The sequence below is a fragment of the Streptomyces sp. CB03234 genome (genome assembly GCF_001905885.1).
GTDB lineage: Bacteria > Actinomycetota > Actinomycetes > Streptomycetales > Streptomycetaceae > Streptomyces.
The window spans coordinates 534,565-553,867 of record NZ_LIYH01000004.1 but is presented as its reverse complement, the minus strand read 5'-3'; the positions used below and the strand labels follow the sequence as shown (position 1 = coordinate 553,867).

General features: G+C 72.6%; 18 protein-coding genes. 11 read left to right on the top strand and 7 right to left on the bottom strand.

Annotated elements, in window-relative coordinates; genetic code table 11:
- Nucleotides 1-2: 2 nt before the first annotated feature.
- The gene (locus tag AMK26_RS19520; RefSeq protein WP_073755958.1) at nt 3-1,154 is read right to left on the bottom strand and encodes a 3-dehydroquinate synthase family protein; all 1,152 of its coding nucleotides are present in this window, start codon (nt 1,152-1,154) and stop codon (nt 3-5) included.
- A gap of 415 nt (nt 1,155-1,569) precedes the next feature.
- Between AMK26_RS19520 and AMK26_RS19515 the strand changes: the two genes are divergently transcribed.
- Genes AMK26_RS19515 through AMK26_RS19505 form a run of 3 tightly spaced genes read left to right on the top strand, consistent with a single transcriptional unit; the run spans nt 1,570 to nt 3,950 of the window.
- Nucleotides 1,570-2,364, top strand: coding sequence for an ABC transporter substrate-binding protein (locus tag AMK26_RS19515; protein WP_073756294.1), 795 nt, complete (start codon nt 1,570-1,572; stop codon nt 2,362-2,364).
- Nucleotides 2,361-3,161 (top strand): amino acid ABC transporter permease, encoded by an 801-nt coding sequence (locus AMK26_RS19510; RefSeq protein WP_073755957.1) that lies wholly within the window; start codon nt 2,361-2,363, stop codon nt 3,159-3,161. The genes AMK26_RS19515 and AMK26_RS19510 overlap by 4 nt, the downstream gene beginning before the upstream one ends.
- Nucleotides 3,162-3,170: 9 nt before the next feature.
- Entirely contained in the window at nt 3,171-3,950 is a 780-nt protein-coding gene (locus AMK26_RS19505) for an amino acid ABC transporter ATP-binding protein (protein ID WP_073755956.1), read from the top strand.
- Nucleotides 3,951-4,516: 566 nt separating this feature from the next.
- Here the strand turns inward: AMK26_RS19505 and AMK26_RS19495 are convergent.
- Entirely contained in the window at nt 4,517-5,125 is a 609-nt protein-coding gene (locus AMK26_RS19495; protein WP_073755954.1) for a DUF6629 family protein, read from the bottom strand.
- A 47-nt stretch (nt 5,126-5,172) separates the two neighbouring features.
- Between AMK26_RS19495 and AMK26_RS19490 the strand changes: the two genes are divergently transcribed.
- Nucleotides 5,173-6,018, top strand: a complete 846-nt coding sequence (locus AMK26_RS19490; RefSeq protein WP_073755953.1) for a GNAT family N-acetyltransferase — start codon at nt 5,173-5,175, stop codon at nt 6,016-6,018.
- A gap of 1 nt (nt 6,019) precedes the next feature.
- Here AMK26_RS19490 and AMK26_RS19485 read toward each other — a convergent pair whose 3' ends face one another.
- A complete protein-coding gene (locus AMK26_RS19485; RefSeq protein ID WP_073756293.1) occupies nt 6,020-7,960 on the bottom strand; it encodes an ABC transporter ATP-binding protein in 1,941 nt (646 codons plus the stop codon).
- Between the two features lie 133 nt (nt 7,961-8,093).
- On the opposite strand from AMK26_RS19485, the gene AMK26_RS19480 reads away from it, so the two are divergent.
- The 5 genes from AMK26_RS19480 to AMK26_RS19460 all read left to right on the top strand — a co-directional run bounded on the left by AMK26_RS19480 (nt 8,094) and on the right by AMK26_RS19460 (nt 13,417).
- A complete protein-coding gene (locus tag AMK26_RS19480) occupies nt 8,094-9,524 on the top strand; it encodes a collagen-binding domain-containing protein (protein ID WP_079277685.1) in 1,431 nt (476 codons plus the stop codon).
- A gap of 414 nt (nt 9,525-9,938) precedes the next feature.
- Nucleotides 9,939-10,613 (top strand): nucleotidyltransferase family protein, encoded by a 675-nt coding sequence (locus AMK26_RS19475; protein ID WP_107421007.1) that lies wholly within the window; start codon nt 9,939-9,941, stop codon nt 10,611-10,613.
- Nucleotides 10,610-10,864, top strand: a complete 255-nt coding sequence (locus tag AMK26_RS19470; protein ID WP_073755951.1) for a hypothetical protein — start codon at nt 10,610-10,612, stop codon at nt 10,862-10,864. Before AMK26_RS19475 ends, AMK26_RS19470 begins: the two co-directional genes overlap by 4 nt.
- A complete protein-coding gene (locus AMK26_RS19465; RefSeq protein WP_073755950.1) occupies nt 10,861-11,664 on the top strand; it encodes a metallophosphoesterase family protein in 804 nt (267 codons plus the stop codon). Before AMK26_RS19470 ends, AMK26_RS19465 begins: the two co-directional genes overlap by 4 nt.
- A gap of 94 nt (nt 11,665-11,758) precedes the next feature.
- Complete coding sequence (locus AMK26_RS19460) at nt 11,759-13,417, top strand: catalase (RefSeq protein ID WP_073755949.1); 1,659 nt, start codon at nt 11,759-11,761, stop codon at nt 13,415-13,417.
- 55 nt (nt 13,418-13,472) lie between these two features.
- Here AMK26_RS19460 and AMK26_RS19455 read toward each other — a convergent pair whose 3' ends face one another.
- Nucleotides 13,473-14,282 (bottom strand): SDR family oxidoreductase, encoded by an 810-nt coding sequence (locus AMK26_RS19455; RefSeq protein WP_073755948.1) that lies wholly within the window; start codon nt 14,280-14,282, stop codon nt 13,473-13,475.
- A 126-nt stretch (nt 14,283-14,408) separates the two neighbouring features.
- On the opposite strand from AMK26_RS19455, the gene AMK26_RS19450 reads away from it, so the two are divergent.
- Complete coding sequence (locus AMK26_RS19450; RefSeq protein WP_073756291.1) at nt 14,409-15,647, top strand: FUSC family protein; 1,239 nt, start codon at nt 14,409-14,411, stop codon at nt 15,645-15,647.
- Nucleotides 15,648-15,732: 85 nt separating this feature from the next.
- Nucleotides 15,733-16,926, top strand: a complete 1,194-nt coding sequence (locus AMK26_RS19445) for an amidohydrolase (RefSeq protein WP_073755947.1) — start codon at nt 15,733-15,735, stop codon at nt 16,924-16,926.
- Nucleotides 16,927-16,992: 66 nt separating this feature from the next.
- Here AMK26_RS19445 and AMK26_RS19440 read toward each other — a convergent pair whose 3' ends face one another.
- The 3 genes from AMK26_RS19440 to AMK26_RS19430 are packed head-to-tail and all read right to left on the bottom strand — an operon-like array spanning nt 16,993 to nt 19,233.
- A complete protein-coding gene (locus AMK26_RS19440; RefSeq protein ID WP_073755946.1) occupies nt 16,993-18,459 on the bottom strand; it encodes an aminotransferase class I/II-fold pyridoxal phosphate-dependent enzyme in 1,467 nt (488 codons plus the stop codon).
- A gap of 42 nt (nt 18,460-18,501) precedes the next feature.
- Nucleotides 18,502-18,810 (bottom strand): hypothetical protein, encoded by a 309-nt coding sequence (locus AMK26_RS19435; protein WP_073755945.1) that lies wholly within the window; start codon nt 18,808-18,810, stop codon nt 18,502-18,504.
- A gap of 9 nt (nt 18,811-18,819) precedes the next feature.
- Nucleotides 18,820-19,233 (bottom strand): SRPBCC family protein, encoded by a 414-nt coding sequence (locus AMK26_RS19430; RefSeq protein WP_073755944.1) that lies wholly within the window; start codon nt 19,231-19,233, stop codon nt 18,820-18,822.
- Between the last annotated feature and the right edge of the window lie 70 nt (nt 19,234-19,303).

Here is a 19,303-nt window from a genome sequence, read left to right as displayed (position 1 = left end):
CCTCAGTCGATGGTGATCAGGTCGGTCTCGGATACGGGGGTGTGGGGGGCGATCACGTCGAGTGCCGGGCGCAGTACGTCGTCGTCGACTTCGGTGAGCATCCGGCCGCGTACGACGTGCGGGGCGCCCAGCCCGTCGAGCAGCACCATCCGGGCGGGTCCGGCGTACGGGGCCGGTACCGGGCCGGTGGCCGCGCCACGCCGGAGGACCGCCGCGACGGTGTCCACCGTGAGCGGGGCGGGCAGCTTGCGCGGTGCTCCCCAGCGGGCCATCAGCTCGTGGTGGGCGCGCTCGGCGGCCGGGTCGAGCAGCCCGAGCAGGACGGCGACCCGTGCGGCGACGAGCATCCCGAGCGCGGCTGCGTCGCCCTCGGACAGCCCGGCGCCCATGGACAGCAGGGCGTCCGCGACGGTGCGGCCGTAACTGAACGCCATGGCCGGGCCTTGTTCGCTCGGGTCGTAGTACATGAGCGTGGCGCGGATGTCGGCGTTCAGGGCGACGACGCGTGCCATGAGGGGGGCGTCGAAGCCGGTCACGTCGGGCCGCAGCAGGGCGGCGGCCGTGTCGTAGAAGGACGGGCTGACCGCCAGGACGTTCCTGACGAGGGCCGCGAGCCCGGTGCGCAGTTCGTCCGGCGGCAGGGTGCGCAGCAGGTCGAGCTGGGCCCAGACCAGGGTGGGCGCCAGGCCGTGGGCGGCCGGGTGCTCCAGGCTCAGTGCCGTGTCGGTCATGGCCCGCGGCGTGGTGGGCACGAGGAGCAGGCGCGGCCGGTCCGGGGTGCCGGCGGCCAGCCGGGCGGCGGCCTCGATGACGGTGCTGCCGCCGAGGGCGACGACCACCGTGTCCGGCGTGGGGGTCTCGTCCCAGGCCGTGTCCGGGGCGGGGGCCCGAAGGACGCGCGTCGGGGCGGCCGGGCCGAGCGCGGACAGCACCCGGGCGGTGTGGCCGCGGGGCAGTCCGGCGTCGGTGACCAGCCAGAACGCGTCCGCCGCCAGGTCGGTGGCGATCCGCGTCAGCTCCGGCCAGGTGGCGTCGCCGCCCCGGACGAGGACGGGGAAGTGGAGGTTGCCGGCGAGGATGGCGCGGTCCATGGAGATGGCGGTCGGCGGAGTGGTGGTCGGTGGAGTGGTGGTCGGTGCGGTGGTGGGGTACATGAGAGAGCTCGTTCACTCGTTCACTGGTGCGTCTCGGAATGTCGCCCCTTCACCGTCGGGCGCCCGCTGTCCCGTCCACCTGAGGCCCCGGCCCCCACGCGGCCCCTGACCTGCCCCGCTTCCCACCGGGACGTGCACCCGGCCCCCTCGCGCACCGGCCCGGGACGCCGACCGGGACATGGACCGGGCCGTGTCCGGGGGCCTGGGACATGGGGCCCGGACCCGGGCCGGGATCCGGGGCGGCGATCTCCGCGACGGGGCGCGCTCCGTGTCATACGATCACGCCCGGCGGCTGCGTCACCCCGGCGTCACCCCCCGGCGTCATCCGAGGCCGCCCACGCGCCCATGGAGGTCAACCGTGACGAGGACTGCCGGCGCCAAGCGACGCGCCCACCGCACCCCCCGTACCGTCTTCATCGCCTGTGCCGCGGCGACCGGGCTGCTGCTCGTCGCCACCGGGTGCGGGAACGGCGACGAGGGTCCCGGTGAGGCGGCGGGCGGGGTGCCCGTGGTGGAGAAGGGCAAGCTGACGACCTGCACCCATCTGCCGTACCCGCCCTTCCAGTTCGAGCAGGACGGCGAGATCGTCGGCTTCGACGTGGCGCTGATCGACCTGGTCGCCAAGAACCTGAAGGTCGAACAGAAGATCCTCGACACACCGTTCGAGAACTTCAAGACCGGCGCGTTCCTCAACTCCGGCGAGTGCGACCTGGCCGCCGCCGGGATGACCATCACCGAGGAGCGCAAGAAGAACGTCGACTTCTCCGTCCCCTACTTCGACGCCACCCAGGCCCTGCTGGCGACCAAGAAGAGCGGCGCCACCAGCCTCGCGGACGTCAAGGCGAAGAAGCTGAAGCTGGGCGCCCAGGCCGAGACCACCGGGGAGAGCTACGCCACGTCCCAGGGCTTCGACCCGGTGGCGTTCGAGAGCTCCGACGCCGTGCTCAACGGGCTGCGCACCGGCCAGGTCGACGCCGTCGTCATCGACTACCCGGTCGTGCAGGGCTGGTTGAAGGACAAGGCGAACGCCGACGCCTTCGCGCTAGGGCAGAACATCGAGACCGGTGAGCAGTACGGCTTCTCGGTGAAGAAGGGCAACGACAAGCTCCGCGCCGCGATCGACAAGGCGATCAAGGACGCCAAGGCGGACGGCACGTACAACAAGCTCTACGAACAGTGGATCGGCCCGCTGCCCAAGGGCCTGTCGTGACCTCACGGCTGACGAGGCGGCAGCGGCGGCGGATCTCGCGGGGCGTTCAGTACGCGGTCTTCGTCGCCGTCGTCGTCCTGATCGCCGTCCTGGCCGACTGGGACCGGCTGCAGAACCAGTTCGCGCAGGCGGACCTGGCGGGGCGGCTCTTCCCGGACATCATCACCACCGCGCTGCGCAACACGGTGGTGTACACCCTCTCCGGGTTCGCCTTCGGCCTCGTCCTGGGCCTGGTCATCGCCCTGATGCGGCTGTCGTCGGTGGCGCCCTACCGGTGGGCCGCGAGCGTCTACATCGAGATCTTCCGCGGCCTGCCCGCCCTGCTGATCTTCATCTTCGTGGGCGTCGCCGTACCGCTCGCGTTCCCGGGTACGGAGATCCCCGGCGGGACGTACGGCAAGGTCGCCCTCGGCCTCGGGCTGGTGGCCGCGGCGTACATGGCGGAAACGATCCGGGCGGGCATCCAGGCGGTGCCCAAGGGCCAGATGGAGGCGGCGCGTTCGCTGGGCTTCTCGCACGCCCGCGCGATGGTGTCGGTGATCCTCCCGCAGGCGTACCGGATCATCATCCCGCCGCTCACCAATGAACTGGTGCTGCTGTTCAAGGACTCCTCGCTGGTGCTGTTCCTCGGGGTGACACTTCAGGAACGGGAGCTGACGAAGTTCGGCCGGGACCTGGCCAGCCAGACCGCCAACTCCACACCCATCCTCGTCGCCGGCCTGTGCTACCTGCTGGTGACGATTCCGCTGAGCTTCGTGGTGCGCCGCCTCGAGGCCCGTGCCGCCAGGGCCAAGTGAGGGATACCGATGCCGACACGGAACGAGATCGAGATCCGGGGGCTGTACAAGTCCTTCGGCGACAACGAGGTGCTGCGCGGCATCGACCTGGACGTCGCCACCGGCGAGGTGGTGTGCGTCATCGGGCCGTCCGGCTCCGGCAAGTCGACACTGCTGCGCTGCGTGAACCTGCTGGAGGAGCCGACCAGGGGGCAGGTCTTCGTGGGCGGTACGGAGGTCACGGACCTGGACGTCGACATCGACGCCGTACGCCGCCGGATCGGCATGGTGTTCCAGCAGTTCAACCTCTTCCCGCACGTGACCGTGACCGAGAACCTCACGCTGCCGCAGCGGCGGGTGCTGGGGCGCGGCAAGGAGCAGGCGGCGAAGGTCGCCCGGGAGAACCTGGCGCGCGTCGGGCTGGCGGACAAGGCGGACGCCTATCCGGCGCAGTTGTCGGGCGGGCAGCAGCAGCGGGTGGCGATCGCGCGGGCGCTGGCGATGGGCCCGGAGGTGATGCTGTTCGACGAGCCGACGTCGGCGCTCGACCCCGAGCTGGTCGGCGATGTGCTGGCCGTGATGCGGATGCTGGCGGCGGAGGGCATGACGATGATGGTCGTCACGCACGAGATGAGCTTCGCCCGGGAGGTCGCCGACCGGGTGGTGTTCATGGACGACGGCCGGATCGTCGAGGAGGGCCCGGCCGCCCAGGTCGTGGGCGACCCACGGCACGAACGTACCCGCCACTTCCTGACCCGCATCCTCGACCCGGCCGCCGCCGAACCTCCGGGACCGGAGGACACCCGCTAGGTGCGCTCCGTTCCGCAACGGCGGTGTCGCGCAACAGGCCCCGGCCACCCGCTGGTCACCCTCTAGCCGCGGAACCAGCCCTCCGCCTCGACGAGAGGCATAGGCACGGCCCACGAAACCGCAGCATTGGTCTGCCGACGGTGATACTCACGGACGCTCGGAGCGACGCAGGTATGATCGGCGGCTGTCGCCTCGCGCCACACATATCCCTTGACACATGTATCCGGGCCGTAAGGGCCGGCCGCCGCAGCAGAGTTCATGCTGCTGAGATCGCTGAGTGCGCCGATCAACAGCCCGGCAACCAGCACAGCCGACCTCTTGCGCAATACCCCCCAGGTACACGTCGATTCGCTTCGCATGTGCGTCTCCGGGGAAACTGGGTATCGCCGGGAACGCTCGTGCCCCGGCACTCCGAGGCAGAGCGCAGCGCTCGAAAAGCATGCCATGCGATGGGCCGGGGGACACCGAGGTCGCCCGCGCCGATGAGTCCAAGTGCAGCATGAGGCCGCGCCCCCGGCAACTCGGTCCCCAGACCTTCGCCCTGAGGGAGGGACGTCACTGAGCCCTCAGCCTGTACGCCGGGTCCTGGCGAGCAGGAGCAGGGACGCCACCGCGGCGAAGGCGCACCAGGTGGAGACGAACTCGGTGCGCCACAGCGCGACGCACAGCGCCGCCCCGGCCGCGACGACCGCGCCGAGGATTCTCAGGCCCCGGTCGGCCGCGAGGAGCAGGGCGCCGACGGTGGCCAGGAGGTAGCCGGCGACGAGGAGCGGGGCGTACGGGAGGTCGAGGACGTAGCCGATGGTGCGGCCCCGGATGTGGGCCGTCACCGGCCGGGTGGCGAGGCAGTACGCGAGAGCGGCGGCCGTCACGAGCCCGGCGGCGGCCGGGACGGTGAGGCGGGCGCGGCTCGCGGCGGGCGTGACGAGCAGGACGCCGAGCGGCAGCCAGAGGGGCAGCAGCGGCAGCGCGATGACGGCCCAGGCCAGGGTGGCGGGGCCGCTGCCGCCGCCGGCGTCCCAGACGGCCGACTCGACGATCTGGTGGGCGCCGAGCAGCAAGGGCAGGGCGGCGAGCGGCAGTTCGCGTACGCCTCGGGCGCGGGCCACGCACAGGGCGCCGACGGCGGTGATGACGGTGCCGGCCGCGAGGTCGGCCGTCGCGCTCCAGCACATGTGGGTAGCGTACGAGGGGAACCGTACGACGGCCGGGAGGAGATCCCTTGTCAACGCTGCGGGTGTCGCGGGCGACGCCGGAGGACTGGTCGGTGGTCGGGGAATGGGCCGCGGCGGAGGGCTGGAACCCCGGCCTTTCGGACGGGCCGAGCTTCTTCGCGCAGGATCCCGGCGGGTTCTTCCTCGGCAGGCTCGACGGCGAGCGGGACCCGGTGTCGGCCATCTCGGTCGTCAACTACAGCGACGCGTACGCCTTCCTCGGCTTCTATCTGGTACGCCCCGACCGGCGCGGCCTCGGGCACGGGCTGGCCACCTGGAAGGCGGCGCTCGCCCATGCCGGGGACCGCACCGTCGGCCTCGACGGGGTGCCCGCACAGCAGGCCAACTACCGCCGCTCGGGGTTCGCCCTGGCGCACCGCACGGCGCGCTATGTGGGGGCGGTGTCGCCGCGTACGCCGGGGGCGGGTGTGGTGCCGGCCGCCGAGGTGGGGCTCGCCGCGATCGCCGCGTACGACAGCGGCTGCTACCCGGCGGAGCGGCCCCGGTTCCTGGAGCGGTGGCTGGGCGCGCCCGGCCACCGGGCGCTGGCGCGGGTCGTGGACGGCCGCCTGGCGGGGTACGGGGTGATCCGGCCGGCGCTGGAGGAGGCCCGGGTCGGTCCGCTGTTCGCCGACTCGCCGGGTGACGCGGAGGTGCTGCTGGACGCGCTCGTGGACGGTTTCGGGGCGGAGCGGGTCGCCGTGGACGTACCGGAGTCGAACGCGGAGGCGGTGCGGATGGCCCAGGCGCGGGGCCTGGTGCCGTCGTTCCGTACGGCACGCATGTATACGGGGCCGGTGAGGCCGTTCGCCCAGGAGCGGGTCTTCGGCGTCAGCACCCTGGAGCTGGGGTGACTCAGGAGCCGGTCCCGTACTGGTCGGCCTGGAGGAGGTACATGCGCCGGTAGCGGGAGCCCGGCCGGTCCATCAGCTCCCGGTGCGAGCCCGACTCGACGAGCCTGCCCTCGTGGAGGACGTGGATGACGTCGGCGGACTGGATGCCGGCCATGCGGTGGCTGACGAGCACGACGGTCCTGCCCTCGCCGGTGAGGGCGCGGATGCGTTGGAACGACTCGATCTCCGCCTCGGGGTCCAGGGCGGAGGTCGGCTCGTCGGCGATGACGAGGCCCGCCTCCCGGTAGCGGAGGCGGGCCTGGCCGACGGTCTGCCACTGGCCGCCGGAGAGCTCGGAGCCGTGCCGGAACTGGCGGGCGAGCAGGGTGTCGTAGCCGCGTGGCAGGGTGGCGCCGAGCCTGTCGGCGCCGGAGTAGGCGGCGGCGCGCTCGACCCGGCCGGCGTGCGGGGCGGCGTGGGGCTGCCCGATGCGGATGTTGGTGTGGAGGGTGAAGGGCCAGCGCTGGAAGTCCTGGTCGAGGACGGCGACATGGCGGAAGACGTCGAGCCGGTCGGCGTCGGCGAGGTCGGTGTCGCCCCACAGGACGCACCCCTCGCCCGGCCTGTGGAGGCCGGCGAGGATCTTGACGAGGGTCGACTTGCCCGATCCGTTGGCGCCGACGAGGGCGACGACGGAGCCGGCGGTGATGGTCAGGGACACGCCGCGCAGGGCGGGTTCGTCGCGATCGGGGTAGCGGAAGGTGACGTTCTCCAGGGTGATCTTCTCGGGGAAGTCCGGGACGGGGGTGCCGCCGGACGGGATGGCCCGCGATTCGGCGGCGGCAGTGAAACGGTCGAGGTCGCGGACGTACAGGGACTCCTCGTGCAGGGTGTTGATGTGGGTGATCAGCGCGCTGAGGCTGGCCGAGCCGGTGCGTACCGCGAGGGCGGCTGTGCCGGCCATGGCGATGTCCATGCGGCCGGTGACCAGCAGGGCGCCGAGGGCGGCGTACGTGAGGAGGGCGGCCACGCCGGAGAACGCGGCGGCGAGCAGCTCGGTGACGGCGCGTCCGTCGGCGAGGCGGGTCTGCTCGGCCTCGGAGGTCTCGGCCATGTCGTGGAACTTGTCGAGGAGGTAGCGGCCGACCTGGTGGACGCGGATCTCCTGGGCCGACTCACGGCTGGTGATGAGGTTGTTGACGAGGCGGGCCGCTCGCTCGTGCTCGATCCAGTTCATCCGGGAGGCGTAGCGGCGCTGTGCCACATGCATGGCGCCCCAGCCGCGCGGCAGGGCGATCAGGACGAGCAGTGGCAGGAGCGCCGGGTGGAGCACGGTGAGGACACCGGCGGCGGCGACGATGGTGAACACGCCGTTGAGGGCGCCCACACAGGCGCCGATCATGTTCCGGGCGGCCAGGGCGCCGAACTGGGCCGAGTCCAGGAGCTTGCGGAACGCCCCGTCCTCGATGGCTTCGAGCTCCACTCCGGCGGCGCGGTGGAGGTACTTCTCGGTGGCGAGCCGTTCCACTTTGGGCTCCAGGCGGCCGGTGCCTGCCGTGGAGAGGGAGGCGAGGACCGCGTTGACCACGGCGAGGACGCCGGCGGCGATCAGCGCGGGCAGGGCGGCGCGGAGGCGTTCGGTGGTGGTGCCGGCGGCGAAGAGGGCCTGGAGGACCTGGTTCGTCAGGAGCAGTCCCACGGCCTGGGCGATGCCCTGGCCGATCTCGGTGAGGCCGACGGTGAGCAGGGCGCGCCGGTCGGACTCCCAGGAGAGCCGGAGGGTGCTGCCGATGAGGCGGGGCAGGGCGCGGACGGCGGCCAGGGGCTTGAGGTCGAGCACGGCGTACTCGTGCTTGACCCAGCCGAAGTCGTAGCGCAGGGCTCCGCCGAAGAGCTCGCGTTCGCTGTCGGAGACGGGTGGCTCGGCCCTCCAGGCCCGCCGGAACAGCTTCTTGTCACGCACGATCCCCACCCCCCGGCTGCGGCGCCCTTGCCGTCGCAGCAACCGCTCCCCCACCGCCGACCGGGTGAAACGTCGCCCGGCCGGGTGGGCGCGTCCCCGCCACCATGGGTCCGATGATCCTATTTTCTCCGCTATGCGAACGACTGGACTGGCGGCCGTGATTCCGGCGGTGGTGTGCGGGCTGTGCGCGGTGAGCCCCGGAACACCGGCGGCTGGGGCACACGAGACCTCCACCGTGATCGGCAACCCGATGGCCGGGAACCACGGCTTCGGTGTCGTCACGCGCCGGGACGCGCGGCTGGGCGGTACGGAGTCCGGGAGCGCCGTCGCCGTGGGCGGCGACCTCGCCCTCGGGTCGCGGTACACCGTCGCGCCGCGCGGCGCGGGCGGCTTCGTGGCTCCCGGGGACGCGCGGCCCACCGCTCTCCTGGTCGACGGCGCGGTCGACTTCCCCGGCAGCGCGGTGGACGCGGTGCTGCGGGTGGCCGGCGACCGCTACGTCAAGGTGGGCGACCTCGGCGGCGGCGCGCGGACCACCGGCATGAACGGCACGCCGGTCAGGACCCGGCTGGTCGCGGCCGGGGCCGGGTACGGCACGACGCCGCGCGTCGAGCTGACCACCGCGCAGCCGCCCCCGTCGGTGGGGCCGGCGCGGGGCCTCATCGACTTCGGCACCCTCTTCGCCGGCCACCGGCAGCGCGCCGACGCACTGGCCCGGTGCCGGGCCACGGTGACGCCGCGCGACGCGGGCGGCGCCACCGTGCGCGTCCGGCTGGCCGACGACCGTACGAACGTGCTGCGACTGACCGGCGCGCGGCTCGCCGGCATCCGGGTGCTGGCGTTCGAGAACCGGCCGACGGCCGCGCGCCCGCTCGTGATCGTGGTCGACACGACGGCCGAGGGCGGCGAGCTGTCCTGGCGTACGCCGACGATGGCGGGCGTCGGGGGCGAGGGGGCCCCGTACATCCTGTGGACGTTCGCCGACGCCACCGACATCGCCCTCACGGCGGGCGACACCCTCACCGGATCCGTCTACGCACCGCGCGCGGAACTGACGGACGGCAGCCCGGCCGACATCGAGGGCGACGTCGTGGTCCGCGCGCTGAAGGCGGGCCCCCTCGCGGGCGGCATCCGCAACGCCCCTTTCGCGGCGGAACCGTCGTGCGACGACGACCCGGCGGCGGCGCCCGCGCACTCCCCCTCACCGGCCCTGTCACCACCGGGCGCGCCCGGACCGGAACCGAAGCCGGAGCCTGGGCCGAAGCGCGAGCCGGACGCGGAGCCCGAACCGGAACCGGAGCCCGCTGTCCCCGGCCCGGAACCGGAGCCCGCCGCCTCGGAAGCCGTCACGGACGCCCGGCCCCCCTCCGAGCCCTCCCCCGCCGAGCCCTCCCCCGCCCCGCGCGGCGAGCCGCGCGCCGAGCGGGCCGAGGGCGCCGAGATGGCGGACACGGGCGCCCGCCCGAAGCTCTGGCTCCTGGGCGCCGGCGCCGTCCTGCTCGTCACCACCGGCGCCGTCCTGACCAGGGCGTCCCGCCGCGACCACCGGGACCCCGGCGAGTGAACCGAGTTCCGGGGCCACGGCGGAGAACCGAGCCATAAAAGAGAGAGGCCCGGGTACCCGAACCGCCTCCCGCAGGCCGACGAGGAGGGCGGAACACCCGTGAGGAACCACTCGCAAGACGCCACCCAGCCGGGCGGGCCGGCCGAGCCGTCCGGGCCGACCGGGCTGCGACTGGCCGGGGGCAGAGCCGTGGAGGGCGAGCCGGACGGCGCGCTCCTCGGCGCGCCCATGGGCGGCGGGGCGGCGGGCGGCAGCCCGGGCGGGCCCACTGGCCCCGGTGTCACCGGAGGCCCGGGCGGCCCCGGGGCCACCCAGCCGGGCGGACCGGCCGAGCCGTCCGGGCCGACCGGGCTGCGACTGGCCGGTGGCAGAGCCGTGGAGGGCGAGCCGGACGGCGCGCTCCTCGGCGCGCCCATGGGCGGCGGGGCGGCGGGCGGCAGCCCGGGCGGGCCCACTGGCCCCGGTGTCACCGGAGGCCCGGGCGGCCCCGGGGGCCTCAGTGGCAGCCATCCTCCGGACCGTACGCAGTCCATCCTGGAGGCCACCAAGCAGGTGGCGGGACTGCTCAAGAGCACCGGCCATCCGTTCGCCCTGGCCGGCAGTGTGGCGGCGTACGCGCACGGCGTCCCGCAGAGCCTCCAGCACGACACCGACTTCGCCATCCTCCGCGAGGACGCGGAGGCGATCACGCAGGATCTGGAGGCCGCCGGCATCCAGGTGCGGGTGCCGCCGGAGGACTGGCTGATCAAGGCCCGCAGCCACGGTGAGGAGATCGACCTGATCTTCGAGCTGGCGCGGCACCCGGTGACGCGTGAGCTGCTGGACCGGGCCCACATCCTGCCGGTGGACTCGGTACGGATGCCGGTGCTGGCGCCGACCGACCTGGTGGGCAGTCTGCTGGCCGCCTTCTCGGAGCACCACTGCGACTTCGGTGCCGTCCTCCCGATCGCCCGCACCCTGCGGGAGAAGATCGACTGGGACCTGCTGCGCCGGGAGAACGAAGGCTCTCCGATGCCCGAGGCGTTCCTGTACCTGCTGGAGCGCCTGAACGTCATCGAACCACCCGAACCACGGGAGGCAACGTCATGAGCGCCGCCGACACCGCCGAGTACCGCATCGCCCATCTGCGGGACCGGCTGGCGAGCGAGGACATCGCCGAACTCGGCATCAGGATCGAGCAGCGCGGTACGAGCGTGATGCTCTACGGCACGGTCGCCAGCGCGGAGTGCCGGTCCGAGATCCTGCGCATCGCCCAGGAGGAGCTGGCCGGGCTGCCGCTGCGCGAGGACCTGGTCGTCGTCTGCGGGGACGCCCCCGACCACCCCGAGGAGCTGTCGTGATCCGAGTAGCAGCGGTCGGTGACATCCACCTGGGCCCGGGCAGCGAGGGTGCCCTGCGGCCGGCCTTCGACAAGATCCACGAGCAGGCGGACCTGCTGCTGCTCGCCGGTGACCTGACGCGGCACGGCACGGCCGAGGAGGGCGAGGTCGTGGCCGGCGAGGTGGCCGGCCTGGGTGTGCCCGTGGTCGCCGTCCTGGGCAACCACGACTACCAGAGCGACCAGGAGGCGGAGGTGGCGGCGGCGCTCGACCGGGCCGGGGTGACCGTCCTGGAGGGCGAGGGCACGGTGCTGAACGTCGGTGGGGTGCGCGTGGGCGTCGCCGGGACGAAGGGGTTCGGCGGCGGGTTCGCCGGGCGCAGCGGCGGTGAGTTCGGCGAGCCGGAGATGAAGGACTTCATCCGCTACACCCGGCGCTGCGCGGACGGGCTGCGGAAGTCCCTGACGATGCTGCACGAGGCGGACTGCGCCGTACGGATCGCGCTGACGCACTACGCGCCCGTGCCGGACACGCTCGCGGGCGAGCCGCTGGAGATCTATCCGTTCCTGGGCAGCTACCTGCTGGCCGAGGCGGTCGACGAGGGCGGCGCCGACCTCGCCGTACACGGTCACGCCCACCATGGCACCGAGCACGGCATGACCGGTGACGGGGTACGGGTGCGCAATGTCGCCCAGCCGGTGATCGGCCGGGCGTTCGCCGTCTACCACCTGCCCGTGCACGCCGGGAGCGCGGCCGTGGGTGACGGTGGCGTGAAGGCGGGAGCCGGCGCGGCGGCGCACAAGGCGGGGATCGGCGGTTAGAAGGGCCCGATGGGCGGGTAACGGGGCATACTGCGACATACAGGACGCAGTGGCAGGACGCAGAGCGACAACAGCAGCAGAGGAGCCGAGGATCGTGACGGACGTTTCGAGCCAGGGTCCCGCACCCGGCGACGACCGGAAGGTACTCACCAACCGGCAGGGCCACCCTGTCTACGACAACCAGAACCAGCGCACGGTCGGGGCCCGGGGCCCGGCGACGCTGGAGAACTACCAGTTCCTGGAGAAGATCAGCCACTTCGACCGGGAGCGCATCCCCGAGCGGGTCGTCCACGCGCGCGGGGTGACGGCCTACGGCTACTTCGAGGCGTACGGCTCCTGGGGCGACGAGCCGATCAGCCGCTACACCCGCGCCAAGATCTTCCAGGAGCGCGGCAAGCGCACCGACCTGGCCGTCCGCTTCTCCACGGTGATCGGCGGCCGGGACTCCTCCGAGGCGGCGCGCGACCCACGAGGTTTCGCGGTGAAGTTCTACACCGAGGACGGCAACTGGGACCTCGTCGGGAACAACCTGGGTGTCTTCTTCATCCGGGACGCCATCAAGTTCCCCGACGTGATCCACTCCCTGAAGCCGAACCCGGTCACCTTCGAGCAGCAGCCGCGCCGGATCTTCGACTTCATGTCGCAGACCCCGGAGTCCATGCACATGCTGGTCAACCTGTTCAGCCCGCGTGGCATCCCGGCCGACTACCGCCATATGCAGGGGTTCGGCGTCAACACGTACAAGTGGGTCAACGCCGAGGGCAACACCGTCCTGGTCAAGTACCACTGGATGCCCAAGCAGGGCGTACGGAGCATGACCGAGGAGGACGCGGCCAATGTGCAGGCCGAGGGCCTCGGCCACGCCACCAAGGACCTGTACGAGGCGGTCGAGCGCGGCGACCACCCGGAGTGGGAGCTGCTGGTCCAGATGATGGAGGACCACGACCACCCGGAGCTGGACTTCGACCCGCTGGACGACACCAAGACGTGGCCGGAGCAGGACTTCCCGCCGAAGCCGGTCGGCAGGATGGTGCTCAACCGGATGCCGGAGAACTTCTTCGCCGAGAACGAGCAGATCTCCTTCGGTACGGGTGTGCTGGTGGACGGCCTGGACTTCTCGGACGACAAGATGCTGGTCGGCCGGACGTTCTCGTACAGCGACACCCAGCGCTACCGGGTCGGCCCGAACTACCTGCAACTGCCGGTCAACCAGGCCAAGAACGCGGACGTGCGCACCAACCAGCGCGACGGGTTCATGACGTACCGCCAGGACGGCCACGGCGAGAACCCGGACGTCAACTACGAGCCGTCGATCCGGGGCGGGCTGCGCGAGGGCCAGTACCCCACGCACGACGAGCAGGGCCCGGAGATCCGGGGCAGGCTCACCCGCAAGCGGATCCCGCGGACCAACGACTACATGCAGGCCGGCCAGCGCTATCTGCTGATGGAGCAGTGGGAGCGGGACGACCTGGTGCGCAACTTCGTCAACGCGCTGAAGCAGTGCGACCGGCCCGTGCAGGAGCGGATGGTCTGGCACTTCCTGCTGGTCGAGAACGACCTGGGGCTGCGCGTCGGCGAGGGCCTCGGCATCAGCCCGCAGGACGTGGCCCACCTGGAACCCCTGGCGAGCCAGGACCTCACCGAGGAGGACCGCAAGCGGCTGGCCAACCTCGGGGAGAACCCGCCCCGGGACGTCGAAGGACTGACGATGACGCACTGCGTGCCGGACGAGCGGCATGTGGTGACCCGCTGACGTCGTACGTGTGACAGGGCCCCCGCCCATCCCGGGCGGGGGCCCTGTCACACGCTCATGGCCGTCGCCAGGCGTCGCTCTCCAGGTGCGAGCCGGCCTGCGGGCCCATCCGGAGCATGCCGCCGTCCACCACCCACGAGGCGCCCGTGACGTACGAGGCGTCCTCGCCCGCCAGGAAGGCAATGACCGCCGCGACCTCACGCGCGTCGCCCGGACGCCCCAGCGGCACGCCGGGCCGGGACTTCTTCGTCACGTCCTCGTCCTCCTGGCCCGTCATCGGGGTGGCGATCTCGCCCGGCGCGACGGCGTTCACGGTGATGCCGTACTCGGCCAGTTCCAGCGCCATGACCTGGGTGAGCAGCCCGAGTCCGCCCTTGGCCGCGCAGTAGGGCGCCGCTCCGACGCGCGGCTGGTGCTCGTGCACGGACGTCACATTGACGATCCGCCCGCCGTCGCCCTGCTCGATCATGCGGCGCGCGGCGGCCTGCGAGCACAGGAACGGGCCGATCAGGTCGACGTCCAGCACGTCCCGCACGGTGTCGTACGTCATGTCCAGGAAGGGCGTGGCGGTGCCGGTGCCGGCGTTGTTGACCAGGACGTCGACGCGCCCGAGTTCGCCGGCCAGCTCGTCGACGACGCCGGCGGCCTCCGGCAGCCGTGTCAGGTCCAGGTGCGCGACGGCGGCGCGGCGCCCGTGGCCGCGTACCTCCTCGGCGGTGCGGTGCGCGCCCTCCTCGTCGGTGTGCCAGGTGATGCCGACGTCCATGCCCTGCGCGGCGAGCCGGACGGCGGTGGCGCGGCCGATGCCGGAGTCGGAGCCGGTGACGACGGCGACGGGGGTGCCCCGGTTCACGGGCGGGTTCATCGTGCCTCCTCGGCAAGGGGAATCGGGACTTTGGCGGTACCACGTCACGGGTGAGGCAAAACGGCGTTGGAGGGGTTCCTGGGGCTGAAGTGTGGTGAGTGGCTCATGATCGGGCACGTGAAGGGGATGCCGGACGTATCAGCACCCGTGATCAAACTGGTGCGGCGGACCACCGAACCCGTCGCGGCGCAGACGCTGCGCTCCACGGCCGCCGCCGTCATCTCCTTCGTCGTCGCCCTGATGGTTCTGCCCGCGCAACCCGCCCCGCTGACGGCCCCGCTGACCGCGCTGCTGGTCGTGCAGGTCACCCTGTACGCGACGCTCACCACGGGTATCCGGCGCGTCAACTCGGTCGTCGTCGGTGTCCTCATCGCCATCGGCTTCACCGCCCTGGTGGGACTGACCTGGTGGAGCCTGGGCCTGACGATCTTCACCGCGCTGATCATCGGCCGTTTCGTGCGGGTGGACGAGTTCGTCCCCGAGGTGGCGATCAGCGCGATGCTGGTCCTCGGTGTCTCCCAGGCCACGTCGGCGGCCTGGCACCGGGTGCTGGAGACGCTCATCGGCGCCGGGGTGGGCCTGCTGTTCAACCTGCTGTTCGCACCGCCGGTGTGGACGCAGTCGGCCGGGGCGTCCATCGACGGGCTGGCGCGCGGGATGGGCCGGATGTTCCGCACCATGGGCGCGGAGATCTCCGAGGGCCACATCCCGTTCCCGCACGCGGCGGCCCGGCTGCACGAGGCGCGGCGGCTGGACCACGACATCGTGGAGGTCGACGCGTCGCTGCGGCAGGCGGAGGAGAGCCTGCGGATGAATCCGCGCGTACGGGAGGGGCTGCTGTCCCGGGTGGTGCTGCGGACGGGGCTGGACACCCTGGAGATCTGCGCGGTGGTGCTCCGGGTGCTGACCCGGAGCCTGACCGACCTGGCGAAGTTCCGTACGGAGGAGTCGCTGTTCCCCGAGGACGTGTCGGCCGGGCTCAAGGAACTGTTCGAGCACATGGCCGACGCCATCGAGAGCTTCGCCCGCCTGATCACCACGCAGGTGGCCGCCAACGCGGAGGCCGCGGAGGAGCGGCTGACCGCCGCCCTGGCCGCGAGCCGGGTCACCCGCGACCGGGTCGCCGACATGCTGCTGGAGGACGTGCAGGAGCACCCCCGGCAGTGGCAGTTGCACGGCGCGCTGCTCGCCGAGATCGACCGGATCCTCGACGAGCTGGACCTGGACAGGCGCAGCGAGCGCCTCATGCAGGAGCTGGACCGCCGCTCGGCGGAGCTCAGCGAGCGCTACCCCCGGCTGGCGGCCCTGCGCCGCCGGCTGCGCGGCGAGGGCGGCACCGAGCGGCGGCCGGGCGTGGAGACCTGAGCCCCGTACCTCCGCGTACGCATCGGCCGTCGGGGGCGTGGAACCCGTACGGGGAGCCAGTCCCCGCCTGTCGAAGGAGGCGTACGTGTCGCAGAACCCCGAGCCCGTGTACGACCGGATCAGGGAGGAGGTCGCCGTCCGAGCGGAGCGGCTGTGGGACGTCGGCCTCGCGCTGCACCGCTCACCGGAGACGGCGTTCGAGGAGCGGGAGGCGGCGCGGCTGCTGACCGGCGAACTCGAACGGGAGGGGTTCGAGGTGGAGCGCGGGGTGGCGGGCCTGCCGACCGCGTTCACCGGCCGCACCGGCTCGGGTGACGGGCCGTGCGTGGCGCTGCTGCTGGAGTACGACGCGCTGCCGCTGCTGGGGCACGCGTGCGGCCACAACCTGATCGCCGCGGCCGGTCTGGGCGCGGCGCTCGCGGTACGGGGAGCGCTCGGCGAGGTCCCGGGATCGCTGCTGGCGGTGGGTGCGCCGGCGGAGGAACGCGGGGGCGGCAAGGTCGTGGAGGTGGAGGCGGGGCTGTTCGACGGGGTGGACGCGGCGCTGATGTTCCACCCGGGCGTCTACAGCTGGTCGTGGGCGCCGCTGACGGCCAGCGCCCAGATCCGGGTGGCGTTCCACGGGCGGGCCGCGCATCCGACGGGCAACCCCACGGAGGGCATCGACGCGCTCGGCGCGCTGATCCAGCTGTTCAACACCCTGGGCGTGCTGGACCGGCGGCTGCCGGCCGGGTCCCACGTACAGGGCATCATCACGGACGGCGGCCGGGCGACGAACATCGTGCCCGAGTACGCGGAGGGGCTCTTCGGGCTGCGCGGGGCGACGACGGCCGCGCTGGAGGACCTGGTGGAGGAGGTGCGCTCGTGCGCGCAGGGCGTGGCGACGGCCACGCGTACCCGGGTGGAGGTGACCGGTGTGGGCGGCCGCTACGAGCACTTCCGCGACAACGAGGTGCTGTCGGGGCTGTTCGCCCACCACCTGGACCGGGCGGGCATCCCCTTGTCGGAGCCCGAGCCCGGCGTGTACCTGGGATCGTCCGACATCGGCAATGTGAGCACGCGGGTGCCCGCGGTCCACCCGTTCGTCGCGATCATGGGCTCGGACGCGTCGGACCACACACCGGAGTTCGCCGAGGCGGCGGCGGGGCCGCGCGGGCGCCGGGTGATGCTGGCGGCGGCGGAGGCGCTGGCGTGCACGGCGGCGGATGTGCTGCTGCGCCCGGAGGTGCCGGAGGAGGCCTGGGCGTGCCTGCGGGAGAAGGCCGCGGCGGGCCTGTGACCGTGGTGTTTCCCTGTGACGGTGGCGTTTCCCTGTGACGTGGCGTTTCCCTGTGACCGTGGCGTGTCAGTGCTCCACGGTCACCCGTACCGTCTTGACCTCCGTGTCGGCGGCGTCCGGGACGACCATGCCGGCGTCGACACCGCTGCGCAGGTAGTGCAGCACCTCGGCGTTGAGCTTCTCGCCGGGCAGCGCGGCGGGGATGCCGGGCGGGTACGGGGTGAGCATCTCGGCGCTGATCCGGCCGACGGCCTTCTCCCACGGCACCTGCTCGACCCGCCCGAAGAACGCGTCGCGCGGCAGCATGACCTGCTCCAGGCGGAGGTCGGCCGGGTCGGGGACCTCCACCCGCGGCGCGGGGCGCAGTTCGTCCGCGTGGCCGGCGACGTCGCGCAGCGCGGTGAGCAGGGCGTCGGCGCTGCGTTCGTCGTCGGCGTGGGTGAGCTGGGCGCTGCTGCGGCGGTGATCGGACAGGTGCATGTTGACGCGGTGGTGCTCGCGCAGCCAGTCGGCGACCCGGTAGCCGGTCGTACCGAGCCCCGTGATGTCGATGATGACCTGGAGGGGGTCGAGGTCGGCGGAGCGGCCGGGTCCGCAGAAGTCGTCGCGCCCGTGCACATGGAGGCCGTCGATCTCGGCGATCCGCGTCCGTACCGTCTTGGCCAGGGCCAGCGCGTCGTCGTAGAGGGCGTGGCCGTGCTGCACCATCTGGCGGCGCCAGCCGTCGAGGGCGGCGTAGACGAGGACGGAGGGGCTGGTGGTGCCGAGCAGGTCCTCGCGGTTCTTCAGGACCTCCGGTTCGATGAGGTCGCCCTGGAGGTGGAAGACCGAGCCCTGTTCGAGGCCCGAGCCCATCTTGTGGACGGACGTGACGCAGACGTCCGCCCCGGCGTCCATGGCCCAGGTGGGCAGGTCCGGGTGGAACGGCAGGTGGGCGCCCCACGCCTCGTCGACGATGAGCGGCGCGCCGTGCTCGTGGCAGGCCTCGGCGATGCCGGCCAGGTCCGAGCAGGTGCCGTACGGCGTCGGGGTCGTCACCAGGGCGCCCCGCGCGTCGGGGTGCTCGGCGAACGCGGCGCGGAAGGCGTCGGCGGACGGCGGGTGGGCGAGGTGGAGCTCGGCGTCCCACTGGGGGTCGACCCAGATCGGGACGATCCCGGCCAGGACGAGGCCGGACACCACCGACTTGTGGGCGTCGCGCCCGACCAGCAGCTTCTCGTGCGGTCCGGCGACGGACAGCATGGCGGCCTTGATGGACAGGGAGCTGCCACAGGTGGAGAAGAACGTGTGCTCAGCCCCGACCGCGTCGGCCATCAGCTCCTGCGCCGTGGCGAGGATGCCGTGGGAGGAGGTCCGGTCGTCCAGCCCGCTGGTGGCGAGCACGTCGGAGCGGAAGACGGCGTCACCGAGGACGGCGCGTACGCGCGGGTCGGCGCCGCGGCCCTGTTTGTGGCCGGGCGGAGTGAAGGGTGTCTGGTCTTTGGAGTGGTACGCGGCCAGCGCGTCGAGCACGGGTGCCTGTGAATGGTCCATGCCGTCCCAGTGCCCCGCGAAGCAGGACGAAAACCGGGACGATCATGGGCGGGGGCGGATGCGCTGCCACCGTGGCCGGGCGTCGCCGCCCCGGCGGCCGGCGACGGAGGCGCAGCGGGGACAGACCCGCTGGACGCGGTCGGCGGCGCCGCCGGACTCGGGCAGGACGTCCGGCCAGACGACGTGCGGGAAGCGGCCGAGCTGCGACCGGCTGAGGGAGAGGCCGCAGACGGTCTGGTTCATGCCCGGCTCCCAGGCGTGGACCTCCCCGGCGGGCAGCCGGCGGCGGCCCTCCTCCTCGTCCGTCCACTGTCCGGAGGCGGCGACCGCGTACCGCTTGGTGGCGGGCATGGGCGACCGTCAGCCGGCGGCGTTGTCGACACGCATGCGGACCTGGTCCTCCAGGCGCTGGAGGCTGTGGTCGAGGGCGTCGTTCACCGGCTTCTCGCCCGGGTCGTGGCTCTCGTCGAAGAAGGACAGGTGCACGGTCACCTCGCTGGCCCCGCTGCCGATACCGGCGACCTGGAGCCACCCGGCGTAGCTGCCCTGCTCCCTGGTGCCCCACTCGAGGCGCATCTGGTCCTTCTCGGCGCGCAGCAGCGCGGAGGTGTCCTCGTCGGTGCGGTCCTCGTGCACGGTGACGGCGGGCAGCTCCTCGGCGTGCACGTGCAGGGCCTCGGGCAGCCAGTTGTCGAGCTGGTCGACGTTGGCGGCCTGGTCGAAGACGTGCTCGGGCAGTGCCGGCATGGTGCGTGAACGCTCGTACTCGGTCATCGCTCCACCGTTCCTCGTCTCTCGGCTCGGTCTTCCGAGGGGACGGGTGCCCGGCCTGCGGGAGCTGAAG